Below are 16,970 nucleotides of genomic sequence, written 5' to 3'. Positions count from 1 at the left end.
TAACAACAAACGTCGCCAAGAAACACTTAACGGCATGACCCCCAACGAATATGGGTGCCATGCCGTTAAGAAAAGTGCATAAGCATTTTAATTATTTAAGTTGTCTACTTGACACGGAGTAGTTCCTAGTTGCGGAAAGAATCTTTTTTTAATGGACACGTTCTAACAAACAAAACGGTGACTGCCGATACTTGATCTAAATGAATCATTTAAGAAAGGTAAATAATTCTGGAGCAAAATTCGGCAACTTTAGGATCATGGGTCACAATAACGACCGTCTTCCCCTCTTCATTCATATGACTAATTTCTTTCAAAATAATATCTCGATTTTTTTCATCTAATGATCCAGTAGGCTCATCAGCTAAAATTAACTCACTGGGTTTGATCAAACAACGTGCGACAGCTACTCTTTGTTGCTGTCCACCAGATAATTCATAGACCTTTCGCTGTTCAAATCCAGCCAAATTCACTTTAGCTAATACCGTCTTAATTTGCTGTTTTTTCGCTTTTTGATTTAATTTCAAATATTTTTGAGCAATCTCCAGGTTTTGAGCGACCGTTTCATTGTCTATTAGTGCAAAATTCTGAAAAATATAATTGATGCGTTCTCGAATCATGCGATTAGCCAGCCGACTATTGGGTTTTATATTTGAGTAATCATCAAATTGATAATCCCCAGCATCAAAACTATCTACTAGACCCAAAATATTGAGTAATGTTGACTTGCCAGATCCACTAGGTCCCATGATTGCAACCATCTCACCACGGCCAATAGTTAAACTAATATTATTGAGCACCGTGTGGTTACCAAATTTTTTTATAATATTCGTTAGTTGAATCATGATGATGCTCCTTTCAAAGACGCAATAAGATTCTTATTTTCTTTCCGATACAACATGAATAACGTCAGGCATAAGTCACTAAGCACCAATACAACGCCAATATAAAGGGCATAGATAGATTTGCCAAAGATAACTGCTGCTGATATTTGTATCGTATACATAATGAATAGAGAAACGAAAATATTATAGTATCTATCGTAAATTTTTATACCTAGTAATCGTAAAACTGCTAAGCGGGATCGATTGGTTTCAAAATACAAATTACTAGCAAATAGTGACGTTACTAAAGAAACAAAAAACATGATGATTAGAGCACTTAATGCAAGTGTTAGACCGAGTCGAGAGGACGCAGTCGTTGTGTTTAAAATTGAGCCGATGGTTGAAAACTGAAGTTTGATTCCTTTTAACTGTTTGGGTGAACTCAACGCCTTCAACTTTTCTCGGTTGGCAGCTGTATTGTTTAATCTTATTGGGTTGGTAACACCAGTTGTTAGTAGCTGGGCTTTACTCTGTTGGTCTAAATTTTGAGTGTCAATTACCTCATAGATTGGATTTACCACCGAGTGTATATTGCCATCACTATCAAAAATTTGGGTCTGATAATGCCGATCACGCTCATAAAAGTGAATATTAGCCTTAATCTTGCTGCTATGCTTATTGCTTACCTCACCTGGATGCTGTGCAGATACTATTAAAGCACCTAACTTCCTAATTTTGTCCGATTGCCTCCTATCAACTTGTGGTGCCAAGATAAGATTTTGGGAAGGCTGCTTAACATTCAAGCCAATCGTCTTAAGATAATTTTGGTTGACCCTTACAACTGTAAATTTCTCGTTGTAATCAAATTCATCAGCTCCAAGGCCATTAGCAAAGGCTTTACGGGGATAAATGACTTCACCATAAACAAAATCAGCAGCTAATTTACGATCTAATTTTGAAAAAAGAATCCCCATAGTCGCTTCATTTTTGCCATTATTTAGCTCAAAATTTCTTAACGCCTCGCCACCAGTAAACCCTATTTTCTCAATCGTAAGATTTTTGTTCACTGCCTGTGCGGCACGATAAGTCTCATTTGCATTAAAAATATCCCTAATATTTGCAACAGTGCCAATCAACAGAACTGTTGTTAAAATCACCGTTATGGCTTTTAGAACTAGCATGGTAAATATACCAAGCCTAAAATTCAAGGTGTTTTTAAGAAAATTCACAATATGAATACTTTTAACTAATACTAACGAAATCAGAACTGCAACGGTAAGTATGACTATAACAACAAGCTGAGCTAGCGAGAACACATTCCAAAAACCATTTGGATGAAAATGGAACGCGATCTTCACGAATAAAAAGTTTATCAAAATACAAAACGCCAACACGAGACTAGGTGTTAGATACAAGGCTTTGATGACAGCAAAATTAGAGAAACCCGATAGTTTCCAAATGCCAATCCTTTTAACATTGGTCATCGTCAGTGAAATGATACTTAAAAAAGCCATGATGGCTAGTACGAGAAAAAGCGCAAAGTAAATCATTAAATTACGGTTAACGAATTCTTTCCTGGACTGTAATTTAGATGTCAACAAATCAGCACGGGAACTATTAAAAAAACGGACAAGTTGTGAAACGACGATTGTCTTTCGATTTTTGTTTTCTGGAATTATGGTATAAATACCATTCACAGATTTGTCACCATTTTGGAAATATTTCGCCATGCTTTGTAATCTAATTTGTAGATTTCTGTCAAATGTAGGAATGTAGCGTTGATTTATAACCGACTTTTTCTGGGTATAGGTCTGATTGCGATTATTAAATAGCTGAGCTTTCGAATCGTTTTGGAAAAAATTAGTATAAGGAAAGCTATCTTTATTGAGCACCGCAGATTTAATAACTTTTTGATTTGAAAAATCAGTCCGAATAATCGTCACTTTTTGTGATTTTGCCAATTTATTAAAAAAAAGTAGCGTCTCTCGTGGTGTTTTTGTACTATTATCAACATAGATTTTAAAAGAATTTTCTGTCGTTTCTATATTTTCTATCCGAATTTGATCTTTAGTAGAAAAAATATTAATTATTAATAAGCTCGAGAAAAAGGTCATCAAAACAAGAAATACAATAATTGACCGTTTCAATGTGACCATCTCCTAATTAATTAGAATTCTAAGTAAAAAAATGTCCTTATTTCTAATTAGTGATTAAACTAACCATAGAAATAAGGACAACAAAAATATATACAAAACATTTAAATGACACTAATGAGCGTTAGATATAATTTAATAATAGTGCAATGATGCATTCGCCAATTCATATAAAACAAGCCTATGCTACCACGTCCTGAGTATATTCGCTTATTTTAAAAAACACAATTATTTTGTCTCAATATATTTTAAAATATTGCTAATAAATGAGTATCAACTTTAATCAGCGTAGCTTAATGTACTAATGTATAATAAAATAAATACATCATTTTTAGATAGAGGCCGTAAGTCATGACGCCAAAATTAGAGGACGTTGCCAAACTGGCAAAAGTATCCAAAACAACTGTTTCCCGCGTACTCAATAAACGCGGTTATTTAAGTCAAAAGACCATTGATCGAGTATACGCCGCCATGCGTGAGCTTAATTATCATCCAAATGTCGTCGCACGGCAATTATACAAAAGTCAAACAAATTTGATTGGCCTATTATTTCCCACAGTTGCCAATCCTTTTTTTGGTGAACTCGTAGATGCTTTAGAAAAAAACTTATACCGCCAGGGTTTCAAAGTACTCATCGGCAATTCAATGAATGACCCTAAAAAAGAAGCTGCCTACTTAGACCAATTATTGATCAAACAAGTAGATGGTCTGATCGTAGGCACGCATAATCAGGGCATTAAGGAATATGATACCGCAAACTTACCAATTGTTGCGATTGATCGCATCATGAATGCCGACATTCCGATCGTTGAGTCTGATAACTATCGTGGCGGTGAGCTGGCCACTGAGCGTTTGATCCAGCGAGGTGCCAAACACATCATTCATACAAACGGCCCTATTGACTTAGAAACGCCAGCACGGCGGCGGCGCGTTGCTTATGAGGGCACCATGCAGGCCCATAACTTAGAGCCATTGACCTACACGGTGGATTTTAATATTTCAGCCAAAGCGAAAAAAGAGATTTTTGAAAAAATTTTTCAGGAACATCCAGAGGTTGAAGCCGTCTTTGCAGCTAATGATGTAGATGCTGCATTGATTATGAACGTTGCCCAAAAACTAGGCCGGCAAGTTCCAAAAGATTTTCTGGTCATCGGTTATGATGGTACCCAGGTTGTTCGCGAATTAATGCCTAATTTAACCACCATTATGCAACCAACGGCACAAATGGCTGAACAGGCAGTTAAGGTTTTAGGTCAGCGTATGAATAATGAACCTACAGAAACGGAATACATTTTACCCGTTAAATTGTGGTCTGGAACAAGCGCATAATTGTTGCACAAAAAAGACAGGTTTGCTAGTCAGCCACCTGTCTTTTTTGTGCCTATTAAATATTTAATCATCATGCCCAAGACCAGTTTGAACAGACTCCCAACCTTCACTGGCAATAAAATAAACCAACACTAAAGCGGCCACAGAATCAGCCCACCACCAACCGAGCCAAGCTGTTAAAATTGCGCCAACTAAAACAGTACCAGCCATATAAGCGCAAGTGATATTACACATGCCATCTTCAATTAACGCATCCGACTGTAGTGCTTTGCCCAACCGGCGCTTATTAATGGTCAAAATTGGCATTAAAATTACCGACGCAATTGCAATGGCAATACCCGAAAGACTACGGTCAGCAGCTTGACGTGTCATCAGGTTAAAAATGGATACAGCAACGACATAAACAGCTAATAACAATAAAATAATGCCAACGATCAGCGAAGACCGTCGTTCAGCCGCCGCTATTTCAGCTTGTTCATGACCATTGGCTTCTTTTTTCAAGCGCCAAATCAAAGTGCTGCCGGAAATGATTTCCAAAAAACTATCCAAACCAAAAGCAATCAATAAAATAGAGCCTGCTTTTAAGCCTGAATAAAAACCAACGACAAATTCAAAAAACATCCATGCCGTTGAAAAATATTCGATCCGTAAACTTTTGTGAATGAGTTGCTTTGTTTCAGTCATTATTCTGCCCCAATACTAAAATATTTAATTGACTCTGCCTTAGTTTACTATACTTCGCCATGCCGGCCAACATCTAAGAATCGAATTATGTTGCCATTATATTGATAAATAACCAACCAGCTATGTTTCACAAAAAAGGCGCGTTGGTGCTTTCGGTTTGAGATAGGATGATCATTTGCCTGCTCCGGTAAAGGTTTTCCTTGCAGTAATAATTGCATCAATGTTTCAAATTCTGCCTTTTTAAAATGACCATTACGAATCATTTGCTGCAAATGCTTTTTAAAGCGGGATTGATAATGCGGGATATAACTTGCCAAGAAATCACCTTATTCATCCAATATTTTAGCCATGTAAAACTCGTTTTCACAATGGACATGTTGAAAAATCGCATCGCTTCCTTGCCCTTCAATTTTAAATCCCATTTTATGATAAAGACCTAAAGCTGCTTGATTATGGACCATTACCGTCAACTCTAAACGATTGATTTGATGCTGCTTTGCCCATTCAAATAAAGCTGCAAACAAGTGCCTACCGACCTGCTGGTGGCGAAACGCTTGCAGCACACCGACGGCGAGATGGGCGATATGTTGTACCTTTTGTACACTAGAAACATTGGCACTTAGAAAGCCAATGATTTGCTGTTGCACCTTGGCAACCAGTATTATACCGCCTTGATCAATTGTATTTTGAATTTTTACACGCTCGTTTCTATATGTCGGTCGCGCTCGCCAGGTTCAAGTAACATCTTGTCCGTTTCAGTGTCTAACTGTTGTAAGAAAGCTAGAAACTGTGCTGCTTCAGACGGTAATAAAGTTGCAATTGTAATCACTGTTCAGAACACCTCCAAACACCTAATACTGTCATAAATATCTATATGTATCATAACAAAATTTACCGTAAAAAAATGACGTAGATAGACAATAAAGTCATCGCGTCATTTTTTTAGATGTTACAGCACCCAACCGGCAGTATCTTCGATCCACTCATTTTCAGTACCGATTCGATAATAACTATGGCCGTCAATAAATTTAGCGTCCAAAATACGCCAACTACTGCCTGGTGCCAACTGACGTGTCACTTTACCATCACTGTCTATGAGTGCTGCTGAATGTGTATGATCAACGACAAATGTACCCGCAAAATCGCCCTCTTGTGTACTAAAAACAGCGAGATCAAAATAAGGGTCTCCAGTCACACTATCGCCATTGCCAAAATAATAACGGTAACTGCCGTAGTTTTGATTAATTGCTTTAACACTGCTGACTTTCCAAGCCGTATGACCGCCTAAATAGTGCCCGTTTTCAGTGTACATGCCATGGTAGACATATAGTACTGTATTATACAGTGGCCGAATATCTGAAAAAGAAACATCTTTACTGCTGACCCATTCACTAGGTGCAACTAAATAACTTGTTGCGCCATCTGCCAGTTTATAGGCCATCAGCGCTGCCCAGGATTCACCATTCATGGGTAACGTTTTAGCAATTGGCATTGTCAGCGCATCATCAAGATACACCTGTGCACCTTCAGGATTTGTTACAACAACAGCCCCAGTAATAATATTATCGGCTGGCTTATGATTGGTTGTAGCTGCTGGCACCGTTGTCTCAGCAGATTGAGCATGCACAACATTCACAAAAGGTACGAAAATCAGTCCAACAATTAAAAATAACAGTTTTTTCTTTACACTCATATTACATCCTCCCTTATTTGTAACACTTACGTAATATTATATGTTTTTTATCGGTAAAGTAAAAGTATCATTTTAAAAATAATGCTGTCAAAAAAAGACTTGAAAGCGAAACGAATCAGCGTTTTTTCAAGTCTTTTCCATATCAGCAATCTGAATATAATCTATTCAGCGTCAAAATGAATTCAATTTATTTAAATAACTATCTAACTGTCTCTAAGGTTTTCCCAGTCATAAATTCAGGATTAGGTGTCAAATCAAATCGTTTCGCCAACTTGACGAGATCCGCATCCGAGATCTCAGCAAGGCATTCGCCGCCTTGGGCTTGGATCGTGGTATAGATCTGAGCGGCTTTTTCGACCGTTTCGATCAGCCCATAAGTTTCATCGATGGAATCCCCAGCCGCGAAGATACCATGGTGCGGCCACATCACAACCCGGAAATCTGCCATCTTATCAGCGGTAGCTTGGCCGATCTCATTCGTGCCTGGGGTCATGTAAGGCAAGATTCCTAAGCCTTCAGGGAAGACTACGATGGATTCAGCCTGCATCTTCCAAAGGATCCGACTGAACGTCTTTTCATCTTGAGGGACGGTAAAGGACATAGCGATCAGATTCGTGGGATGACAATGCATGACTACCCGTTGGTTTGGATCTTGCTTCAATCTTTGGATATGGGTCATCAAATGTGATGGGAATTCACTGGTTGGTTGACCACCATCATTGAAGCCCCAAAGCAGGTCGGCACTATGACCATCATCAGAGATCTTGACTAAGCCTGTATCCCGTTCTGGAAAGTCAATGACGTTCTTGAAGTAACGGCCCGTACCCGTGACCAAGAAGTAAGTGCCCTTCAAAGCACTGGCATCAAAGTCGATGGGGATATTGCGGAGAACTTGATGGACATCGCTATAAGCACTGACTTCAGCTTCGGTCAAACGATAGCTGACGTTGCCCCCATTCCGTTCGTCCCAGCCATGCCGGTACAATTCATTGGTGATCTTACGCATTTCAGTCACATAAGGTGAATTGACAAAAGTCTCTTTGTCACTACCTAGTTTGAGAAAATCATTGCGTGAATTCAAATTGATTACTCCTTTTTGATTAAAATCCTGTCTGCGAAAAACAAGCGCTTTCAGATTGAGTGAGCAGTTGGACAAAACTAATGTTTTGATCTACACGATAGTTACAAGTACTTTTAATCGTGTACCCAAAGGCAACGCTTTTTGTCTCACGCGCTCAATCATAAACGACAACACGAAGGGTCATCTCACAGTTACTATGATCGACCACTTCAAGATTGAAGTAATTACCAATGACACAACCCTACAGTTATACTTTTACCGCTTACACAAGACAATCTCAATGACATATCGACTTAATAAAAGTAACATTTTCACAGTTGACGATTCGATTAAAATTGGTGTTACTTATTTTTGCTCATGAATTCAGATAATGTAATTACTGTTAGCATAGTATTTTAAATATTTTAATAAATCAACAATCAAAATCAAAAAGAGCTATGGCTTTAGATTGGATTAATAGTTCAAATCGAGTGTTATTGTTGCTATCGCAATGATTGGTCAAATTTCATCTCAAGCTGAAGCTGTATATATGACACGACTAAATAACATAAACACGGCTATACCAATCATTAAAATTAACGAGCATAAAAAGTGGCTGGGACAAAACTAACGTTTTGTTTTCAGCCACTATGTGTTTACGAACAATTAAATTTTAACGTGTTCCAAAAGGCAACACCCTTACCTAACCAAGAATGGCTCAAATGGCAAGCCCACCATTTTTCGCAATTCTTGTTAGTTCTCAGGTGCTGAGCGCCTTTTTTCTCACTCTCTTGATGTTACTAGATTCAATCAAAAAACTGTTTAATTGTTTGTCGAGAATCACGAATCATTTGTAAATAATGTTCAAAATCCGTTTGTAACAGACAATAATATAAAATGTCGACTACATATAATTGTGCAATTAGTGAGGTCGTCGCTGCTGTTCTCAAAGCTAATCCTTCCCCACTATGATCATGCGTCAAAACGACATCACCTTGCTGCGCTAATGTGGACAGGGTATCCCCCACGATTGCCAGAATCGGGATTTGCTTAGTTTTAGCCAAAGCAGCGAGTTTCAATGCTTCAGCCGTTTCACCAGAATTAGAAATCAGAACTAACAGTGACACCGACTGTAAACTGCTGCTAAATAAATGAACATCGGTGGTTTGAAAGGCACTTTTGCCAATACGCAATAACTTCTGCACAAGATCACCAGCCACCAATGCGGAAGCGCCAATACCAAAGATATTGATTTGTTGATGCGTTTGCAACAGACCCACCGCTTGCGCAATTGCTTCCGAACTTAAATCGTCATTGGTAGCGTGCAGGGCTTGACTCGTTCGAAAAAGCATTTTCTTTTTTAACGTGTTTAGATCGTCATCAGGCGCCACTTCATCGTATAAATCCGTATCCATTGACTGTTCAGCTGATAATCTAATTTTTAAGCCAGGCAAGCCCTCTTCACAAATCAATTTGGCAAAACGTGTTACCGACGCAGCACTAGATTTTGCCGCTTGAGCTAATTCTTCAGCACTCATATGAATCACGCGCTCGGGCTGATGCAAAATATAGGTGGCCACTTTTTGCTCGGACTTTGTGTATGATGCCATATCCTGACGAATCTGATATAAGACACTCTTCATAATTAGTATTATCAGCTCCTTTTTTAAGCCAGGTTCGGTTTAAGTGTCATCAAAGCAGTGTTAAATGTCGTTGCTTGGTTCAGAGTTTGTTTTTCGATGGCAAACTGGGGACTATTGGTGACAATCGTAATGGTTACTGGATCTAATCCGGCTGCAATAATTCGCTGCCAATCCACCTGACCAATTGTTTGTCCATGAGTTACGTGATCGTCAACAGCAACATTTATCTGGAAAGGTTTACCAGCCAAATTCACTGTATCAATACCGATATGGATCATCACTTCTTCACCTTGATCAGAGGTAAAACCGATTGCATGACCAGTGTCGGCAATAAAAGTAATTTTACCACTAATTGGTGCATAAATTGCGGATGTTTTATCAGGAACGATAGCCATACTTTTGCCCATAACTTCTGTCGCCATCATTTCATCACTAACAGATTTGATTGGTACAACTTGACCTTTGACAGGCGCATAAATCGTATTTTCAGATAAAGCCACATTATCAGCAGGTGCTGCATTAAAATCAACTGCATTATCTGTCGCAACTGGAGCGGCTTTAGGCTCTTCATCTGAAATGGCATCTTTAGGAATCCCAAAGAAGTAAGTTGCCACAAAACCGCCAGCGTAACCACCCAATAACCCGAAGACATAGCCTAACCACTGGCCGTTATTGATCAAAGGAACCAATGCCAAACCAGAAGGCCCAATAGCGATAGAACCAATATTACCTAAACCGCCAATGATTGCACCGCCGATACCACCACCGATACAAGCCGTAATGAATGGTTTCCCAAGTGGTAGCGTGACCCCGTAAATCAACGGTTCCCCAATGCCTAAGAAACCAACAGGTAAAGCCCCTTTGATCAAATTAGTCAGTTGTTTGTTGCGCCGGCAGCGAATCCAAAGCGCCAAAGCTGCGCCAACTTGTCCAGCCCCAGCCATTGCCAAAATTGGCAGTAACGGTGTCATACCAGTTTTATTGATCATTTCAATATGGATCGGCGTCAGAATCTGATGTAACCCAAACATAACCATTGGCAAGAAGAGCGCACCCAACGCAAAGCCAGAAAAGGCGCCACCAACGTTTAGAATCCAAGAAATCGCCCCTACCAGTCCATCAGAAATCACACCGGCAATCGGCATCACAATAAAAATCGTAAATAAACCAATCGATAATAGCGTTAGTGTTGGTGTAATAATAATATCAATCGAATCTGGAATCCACTTGTGTAGTCTCTTTTCCACAAGTGCCAATACCCAAACCGCAAAAATCACACCCAAGATACCACCCTGGCCTGCAACTAAATCCTGACCAGTAAAAATGTTATGCAGCGGTGTTTTGGGCGTTACGCCGTTTAACAAAGTTACCGCCCCGATCACACCGCCTAAACCTGGGGTTGCCCCGAATTCTTGCGCACTATTGATCCCTACATAAATCACTAGATAAGCAAAGACCCCATTTTTGATCACATTCAAGACCATGATCAATTCAGACCAATTGTTGCCAATTTGACCAGCAACCATCATATTAGATAAAACGGCCGCAATCCCACCGATCAGTCCTGCGCCGACAAATACAGGAATTAAAGGAATAAAAATATTCGAAATTGATTTTAACGCCCGCTTGATTGGTGTCTGCTTCTGCTTGGCTTTTTGGGCAGCCTTAACTTCAGCTGCTTTTTGGTTGACCAAATCTTGGTCGGTTGCTGTACTTGTTGCGCTAGCACTTGCTGGGAATGGTTCACCTAATTCTACCCCAACTTGATCCACCATTGCTTGCGCCACTTTGTTTACTGTTCCCGGACCAACGACGACTTGTAGTGTGTCGTCTTCCACCACACCCATGACCCCATCAATCGCTTTTAAGCCAGTTAGATCTACTTTGGAAGGATCTTTGATAGTCATTCGAACACGGGTCATACAATGAATCAGTTTATCAACATTATCAGGGCCACCAACATTTTGATAAATCTCATTCGCAATACGTTGTACTTTATCTGTGGACATGAGTCATTCCTCCAATTCACATTAATTAAGCGTCTGCCGAACAAAACCATTCGCTGCCTGCAAGCGTTGTTGAGCTTCCGACTTGGATAGCTTTGTGAGAATCATAACAATTGCTAATTTTACATTACCGTCAGCTGCTTGAAACATTTGGCTTGCTTGTTCATAATCCACTTCAGTTGCTTGCATAATAATGCGTTTGCTGCGTTCCACCAATTTATCATTTGTTGGCCGAACGTCCACCATCAAATTCTTGTAGACCTTACCAATCTTGATCATTGAAACCGTAGACAACATATTCAAAACTAATTTTTGTGCGGTACCTGACTTTAATCTTGTCGAACCAGTTAGAACTTCCGGCCCAACTGGAACTTCGATAGCAATATCAGCATGTTGGCTGATCACTGCATCCTGATTACAAGCCACCGAAACCGTATGTGCGCCAATCTTTTTGGCATAGTCTAATCCACCAATCACATAAGGTGTTCGGCCACTTGCGGCAATGCCAACAACTGTATCATTAGCCGTTAGTTGCTGTGCCATCAGATCTTTGACGGCTAATTCTTGCGAATCTTCTGCACCCTCAACGGCAACGGTCATCGCTGCCATACCACCGGCAATTAAGCCTTGAACCATTTCAGGATCTGTACCAAACGTAGGTACACATTCGGCTGCATCTAGTACCCCAAGCCGACCACTGGTCCCGGCACCGATGTAAAATAGACGGCCGGAACGCTGAAAGCTATCTGTAATTGCTGTCACGGCAGCGTTAATCTGGGGCAGCGCTTTTTGAACGTGTTGTGGTACCTTTTGATCTTCTTGATTCATTAAAGTTAAAATATCCATTGTGGTCATTTTGTCTAAATTCATTGTGGCTTGGTTCCGTGTTTCCGTTGTTAATTTACCTAAATTAATCATATGATAGCCTCCATTTTATATTTGCAATTGTATGCCGATGCGACTGCCAATAAGGGCCAGATAATCACATGCTGCCGGAGTTAACTGGCCAATCACGTTAACTGCCGGATCTGCGGGAAGTTCTGTACGACAAATTTGGATCTCGCCTTGATAACGACCATAAAGTTGATTATTGATCGTGATAGCCCCAGTTTGTCGAGCAATACAATGTTCGGGTAAAACCGTTGCTTGCTGATTCAATTGCCGGCTTTCTTGGCATCGAATCACTTCAGCAGCGACATCTGGTCGGTTATGCCAAATATGTTGTCCAAGTACCTGCCGCCACTTGCTTGAAACAAGTTGAACCTCCAGTTTAACGATGTGTGCTTGAAAGTATTGCTTAAAAGCCAGCTGCGTTGAAGACACTAATTGCGGGTCCCCAATGAAAACATCATCTACCATTTGGTCAAATAGTGCTTTAGCTGCCAACAACGGGTCCTGATGCCTTTGCTGTTCTAACGTTGGTAGACCTTGATATAAAGGCCCTCGCAAGGAGCCATTACCAGGAACAAAAGCACTAATGCTTAGCGCTCGCTGTTTTAACCAACGATTGCGTTGTTGAAACCAATTGCTATCTAAACCCGTATAGGGTTGAGGATAAAAATTATGACCCACACTTAAAGACTTCGTTTGGCCGCCATGTTCAATAAATCCTGTTAATAATTCATCCGTAAGAGTGCTGGCATTTAAGACAATTGGCCATTGCTGCGCTAAGTGCACCATCTCTTCAGTACCAAAACCATCATCTAAGCGAAGTTTCAGCTGGCAATAAGTTGCTGCTTGCTCTAAAATTTGGCGATAATGTTTGAATGTTTTGGCATCAACATCCACCATCAGGCTTAAACTCGTTGTTTGACATACCTGAGCTAGATCCAAAAAACGTTGAGCCAGTGCTTCATTAACCATTTCTGGAATATGAAGTGAGGTAAAGATCTGTACAAATCCGGCCTGAGCCATTGTTTGAATATAATCCTGCTGCGCGCCATTGATGGGCCGGTCTAAATAAATCGAAAAGCCTAACATGTTTCACCTTCTTTTTGCTATCGCTTTCATGATGATACTAGTTTAGCATCTTTGAAATATTATTTCAATAAATAATCATATACACTTTATTACAGGGAATTTAATTTCATAACAGCCGTTATATCTTTTCTTATTTCAATCAAGCCATCAAAAAATAGCGCTCTTGTCAAAAATTTTCAAACAAGTAGCGCTATGCTTAAAACTACTTCGGGGAAACTAGAACATGTTTCAGTGGGTCCGAAATATTTAATAGGATTACAATTAAAAACAATCCTGAGGCTAAACAGTAAACATGATGAAAGGCATTTAAAAATGCCAAATCTAAATGTTGCCGTACCAACGCTGACAGTCGTGGTTGGGCGGCGGCATTAATCGTTTGATTGATCAAAGCCAAATTGATGAAAAATACCCAATGCCAATTCAGCTGATCAACGATAAAGCCACCGATCAATGGTCCAATCAAAGCAGAAATTCCCTAAGCAGTATTATTCAATGCCAAAACGTTGGCACGCTTTTCCAACGGAAAAATATCGGCAATAATCGTGAATGTAACGGGCATGACCGCACCTGCACCAATTCCTTGCACCGCCCGAAAAATAATCAAAACAATGATGTTGGGTGCAAACCCACAAAGTCCTGATCCAATAATAAACAAACTGGTGCCAAACAAAAATATAGGCTTTCGGCCCACTAAATCACTTAATTTGCCATAAATTAGCGTTGTGACTGCCGTGGTCAGTAAGTACATCGAAAATACCCAATTTTGTTGGGCCACACCATGTAGTTCACTTACAATTGTCGGTAACGCTGTTGTCACGATCGTAATCTCAACTGAAGTCATGAATGTCGCAATAAAAATCGCAATCACTACCGATGTTAGGTTTGATTATCGACGATGATAGGCCAATAAACAGTGTGTTTGATATTGACGTGAATTTTTATGCCAAGATAGGGATAAATCGGTCAATAATCGCAATATTTGCTATCTTTAGCAGTATTTAGTTTAATAGTTATGTATGCTTTTTTTAGAATTTTAAATTATATTGACCACTATTAGATTAATTAAGGAGTCTTTTTATTGGCTAAAACCTTAGTACTAGCTGAAAAACCGAGTGTTGCCAAAGATCTTGCCCACATCATTGGCGCAACTGATAAACATAAAACTTATTATGAAGGTAAAGACTATGTCGTCACCTGGGCTTATGGCCACCTATTAACACTTAAAATGCCTGAAGATCTCAACCCCGAATGGCGCCAATGGGCTCTCGAACCATTACCGATGTTACCAAAACATATCGGGACAAAGCCGTTGCCCAAAACACGGGGGCAATTAAAAGCAATTGGTCAACTAGCAAAGCGCTCAGATATTAAAGCTGGTATCATTGCCACCGATTCTGGCCGCGCTGGCGAATTGTTAGCACACTGGATCCTACAATGGGTCAAGTTTAATAAACCGCTAAAGCGCCTCTGGATCTCTTCGCAAACTGTTAAATCTGTTAAAGATGGTTTCAAGCATTTAGCACCCGCGCAAAAATATGATCAGCTCTATGAATCAGAACTAGCGCGAACCAAAGCTGACTGGCTGGTAGGACTCAATGTTACGCGGGCATTAACCACAAAGTACAAAGATAATTTGAATGCTGGCCGGGTACAAACACCAACGTTGAACTTGATCAACCAAGCACAGCAAAAGCGTGAATCTTTCATACCGCAAACGTACTATACCGTCTCTTTGCAAATTCAAAATGAAACTGGCGTCATGCTTACCAAGCACCCAATGGCGTTTAAAACACACGACCAAGCTGAAGCCTGTATCGATCAATTAGCCACACAACCTGGGCGGGTCACTAGTGTCACGGTCAAAGAAAACAGCCAATCAGCCCCACTACCCTTTGATCTAACCGATATTCAGCTAATGGCAAGCAATAAGTACCACTTTTCGGCTAAAAAAACACTATCATTGATCCAAAGTTTGTACGAGATTCACAAAATCGTGAGTTACCCAAGAACGGATTCCAAATATCTACCGCAGGATATTTTAACAACGTTACCTGAGCGACTAAAAGCAATCGCTGCTTTTGAACCGGATGCAAAAAAATATTTACAACAAGGGGCCAAAGTAACTAAGCCAGCTGTTTTTAACGATGCGAAAGTGACGGACCACTATGCCTTAATTCCAACAGAAGAACGGCCACGCTTAGATAAATTATCTAATGATGAACTGAAAATTTATCAGCTGATTGTTGAACGGTTTCTCGGCTTGTTTGCAGCCAAATATATCACCGCCACAACAACAGCAATTGTGACATTTGGGGATCAGCAATTCAAATTCAAACACCAAATCGTTAAACAAGCTGGTTGGCAACGGCAGACAGTAGATCAAACCGAGGCAGTTGCTTGGCAAAATGGGCAACAAATCACGAAACCAAAATTTCAGATCAAAAAGGCTTTGACAGCACCACCAAAGTTACTAAGTGATGGCACGCTGCTCGCCCAAATGGAAAAATACAATCTTGGGACACCAGCAACACGGGCGGAAATTATTGAAAAATTACTACATTCTGAATTAGCGGCCCGGCAAAACAATGATTTAGTTGTGACACCGAAGGGTAAACAATTATTAAAATTGGTTAATCCTTCACTCGTATCACCAGAGTTAACTGCCAGCTGGGAAAAACAATTGGAAGCTATTGCCAAGGGTCGCCAAAAATCCAATGCTTTCATCAAAGCTATCGAACAAGATACAAAACGTTTAGTTCAAGAAATCAAACAGTCTGATGCCCAGTATAAAGATTACGCTATTACAACCAAGATCTGTCCTAAATGTGGCAGTCCTCTACGCGAGCGCAACACAAAGACGGGCAAATTCTATGTCTGCACAAATACAGAATGTGATTATCGACGGCGGAAAGATCCTAAAGTATCCAATCATCGTTGTCCTCAATGTCACCGTAAGATGGAAATTTTAGAAGGTAAAAATGGGCCTTATTTCCGTTGTAAATACGATGGCACGACTGAAAAAATGACTTCAAAAAAGCAGCGCAGCCAAAAAATGAATAAACATGAAACCCGCAAATTAATGCAAAAGGTCAATCAAGCTGATGATCCTGGCGAAAGCCCATTAGCGCTTGCATTAAAAGCTGCTATGAAAGAAAAATAGTTAATCGAGTAGGAGACCCTAACGGGTCGACCTCTCACACCACCGTACGTACGGTTCCGTATACGGCGGTTCAATAACTTAAGCGTTTCTGAATAGACTGGTACGTTATGGACAGATTGATAAGTCCACGGCGTTCCAGTCTTTCGTTTGTTAGGGTATATTTCAATACACCAGTATGTGCGGTGTACCAATATCCTTTACGGGTATTAGAGAATATTCGTGCTTCTGACACCGATTCCCCTAACTTTCTAAGATTTCGGAACTTCGTTTTGGTTTTCTTCCATGATTTCCAAATATACTGTCGAATCCTTGTACGCAACCATGCGTCTAGCGCTTTAAGAAAACTCTTCATATGCCCAATACTGTAGTATTGTAACCAGCCGCGCATTTTGCGCTCAATATCATTAAAGATGACATCTAAACTAACACCACGGTTCCGTT

At 40.0% G+C, this 16,970-nt stretch carries 15 protein-coding genes and 1 pseudogene; 2 read left to right on the top strand and 14 right to left on the bottom strand.

Features of this window, described 5'->3' with window-relative positions; translation table 11 throughout:
* Positions 1-209 precede the first annotated feature (209 nt).
* Both FHQ08_RS11540 and FHQ08_RS11535 read right to left on the bottom strand, forming a co-directional pair.
* Positions 210-842, bottom strand: coding sequence for an ABC transporter ATP-binding protein (locus FHQ08_RS11540; protein WP_230914536.1), 633 nt, complete (start codon positions 840-842; stop codon positions 210-212).
* Positions 839-2,968, bottom strand: coding sequence for a DUF1430 domain-containing protein (locus tag FHQ08_RS11535; RefSeq protein ID WP_230914535.1), 2,130 nt, complete (start codon positions 2,966-2,968; stop codon positions 839-841). The genes FHQ08_RS11540 and FHQ08_RS11535 overlap by 4 nt, the downstream gene beginning before the upstream one ends.
* Positions 2,969-3,325: 357 nt before the next feature.
* Between FHQ08_RS11535 and FHQ08_RS11530 the strand changes: the two genes are divergently transcribed.
* Positions 3,326-4,303, top strand: coding sequence for a LacI family DNA-binding transcriptional regulator (locus FHQ08_RS11530; RefSeq protein ID WP_230914534.1), 978 nt, complete (start codon positions 3,326-3,328; stop codon positions 4,301-4,303).
* A gap of 63 nt (positions 4,304-4,366) precedes the next feature.
* Here FHQ08_RS11530 and FHQ08_RS11525 read toward each other — a convergent pair whose 3' ends face one another.
* The 11 genes and pseudogenes from FHQ08_RS11525 to FHQ08_RS11480 all read right to left on the bottom strand — a co-directional run.
* Positions 4,367-4,987: a cation transporter gene (locus tag FHQ08_RS11525; RefSeq protein ID WP_230914533.1), complete on the bottom strand. Its 621-nt coding sequence runs from the start codon at positions 4,985-4,987 to the stop codon at positions 4,367-4,369.
* A 47-nt stretch (positions 4,988-5,034) separates the two neighbouring features.
* Positions 5,035-5,304, bottom strand: coding sequence for a type II toxin-antitoxin system YafQ family toxin (locus FHQ08_RS11520; protein ID WP_269073950.1), 270 nt, complete (start codon positions 5,302-5,304; stop codon positions 5,035-5,037).
* Between the two features lie 9 nt (positions 5,305-5,313).
* A complete protein-coding gene (locus tag FHQ08_RS11515; RefSeq protein ID WP_330166094.1) occupies positions 5,314-5,679 on the bottom strand; it encodes a GNAT family N-acetyltransferase in 366 nt (121 codons plus the stop codon).
* 2 nt (positions 5,680-5,681) lie between these two features.
* The gene (locus tag FHQ08_RS13055; RefSeq protein ID WP_269073949.1) at positions 5,682-5,816 is read right to left on the bottom strand and encodes a hypothetical protein; all 135 of its coding nucleotides are present in this window, start codon (positions 5,814-5,816) and stop codon (positions 5,682-5,684) included.
* A 120-nt stretch (positions 5,817-5,936) separates the two neighbouring features.
* Complete coding sequence (locus FHQ08_RS11510) at positions 5,937-6,680, bottom strand: SLAP domain-containing protein (RefSeq protein WP_230914531.1); 744 nt, start codon at positions 6,678-6,680, stop codon at positions 5,937-5,939.
* Between the two features lie 199 nt (positions 6,681-6,879).
* Positions 6,880-7,761 carry a rhamnulose-1-phosphate aldolase gene (rhaD, locus tag FHQ08_RS11505; protein WP_269073948.1) on the bottom strand — a complete coding sequence of 294 codons (882 nt, stop codon included), beginning with the start codon at positions 7,759-7,761 and terminating at the stop codon, positions 6,880-6,882.
* 785 nt (positions 7,762-8,546) lie between these two features.
* Positions 8,547-9,383 (bottom strand): MurR/RpiR family transcriptional regulator, encoded by an 837-nt coding sequence (locus FHQ08_RS11500; RefSeq protein ID WP_230914530.1) that lies wholly within the window; start codon positions 9,381-9,383, stop codon positions 8,547-8,549.
* Between the two features lie 23 nt (positions 9,384-9,406).
* Positions 9,407-11,392: a glucose PTS transporter subunit IIA gene (locus tag FHQ08_RS11495; protein WP_230914529.1), complete on the bottom strand. Its 1,986-nt coding sequence runs from the start codon at positions 11,390-11,392 to the stop codon at positions 9,407-9,409.
* 21 nt (positions 11,393-11,413) lie between these two features.
* Positions 11,414-12,307, bottom strand: coding sequence for an N-acetylmuramic acid 6-phosphate etherase (gene murQ, locus FHQ08_RS11490; RefSeq protein WP_230914528.1), 894 nt, complete (start codon positions 12,305-12,307; stop codon positions 11,414-11,416).
* Between the two features lie 15 nt (positions 12,308-12,322).
* Entirely contained in the window at positions 12,323-13,369 is a 1,047-nt protein-coding gene (locus FHQ08_RS11485; protein ID WP_230914527.1) for a MupG family TIM beta-alpha barrel fold protein, read from the bottom strand.
* 385 nt (positions 13,370-13,754) lie between these two features.
* A pseudogene (locus FHQ08_RS11480) lies at positions 13,755-14,237 on the bottom strand (MFS transporter); the annotation flags it as partial.
* A gap of 210 nt (positions 14,238-14,447) precedes the next feature.
* Between FHQ08_RS11480 and FHQ08_RS11475 the strand changes: the two are divergent.
* Positions 14,448-16,529: a DNA topoisomerase 3 gene (locus FHQ08_RS11475; RefSeq protein ID WP_230914526.1), complete on the top strand. Its 2,082-nt coding sequence runs from the start codon at positions 14,448-14,450 to the stop codon at positions 16,527-16,529.
* Between the two features lie 70 nt (positions 16,530-16,599).
* On the opposite strand, the gene FHQ08_RS11470 is transcribed toward FHQ08_RS11475, so the two are convergent.
* The coding region (locus FHQ08_RS11470) for a group II intron maturase-specific domain-containing protein (protein ID WP_330166093.1) at positions 16,600-16,970 on the bottom strand (371 nt) is incomplete at its 5' end.

Source organism: Agrilactobacillus fermenti, from assembly GCF_021030645.1.
Lineage (GTDB): Bacteria > Bacillota > Bacilli > Lactobacillales > Lactobacillaceae > Agrilactobacillus > Agrilactobacillus fermenti.
Note: the sequence above shows the minus strand (reverse complement) of the source record. Positions and strands in the feature narration are given on the sequence as shown.

Excerpts from the sequence above, each read along its gene's own strand:
- FHQ08_RS11540 (WP_230914536.1), bottom strand. The coding sequence starts at position 842 with ATGATTCAACTAACGAATATTATAAAAAAATTTGGTAACCACACGGTG.
- FHQ08_RS11530 (WP_230914534.1), top strand. The coding sequence starts at position 3,326 with ATGACGCCAAAATTAGAGGACGTTGCCAAACTGGCAAAAGTATCCAAA.
- FHQ08_RS11525 (WP_230914533.1), bottom strand. The coding sequence starts at position 4,987 with ATGACTGAAACAAAGCAACTCATTCACAAAAGTTTACGGATCGAATAT.
- FHQ08_RS11510 (WP_230914531.1), bottom strand. The coding sequence starts at position 6,680 with ATGAGTGTAAAGAAAAAACTGTTATTTTTAATTGTTGGACTGATTTTC.
- FHQ08_RS11500 (WP_230914530.1), bottom strand. The coding sequence starts at position 9,383 with ATGAAGAGTGTCTTATATCAGATTCGTCAGGATATGGCATCATACACA.
- FHQ08_RS11495 (WP_230914529.1), bottom strand. The coding sequence starts at position 11,392 with ATGTCCACAGATAAAGTACAACGTATTGCGAATGAGATTTATCAAAAT.
- murQ (WP_230914528.1), bottom strand. The coding sequence starts at position 12,307 with ATGATTAATTTAGGTAAATTAACAACGGAAACACGGAACCAAGCCACA.
- FHQ08_RS11485 (WP_230914527.1), bottom strand. The coding sequence starts at position 13,369 with ATGTTAGGCTTTTCGATTTATTTAGACCGGCCCATCAATGGCGCGCAG.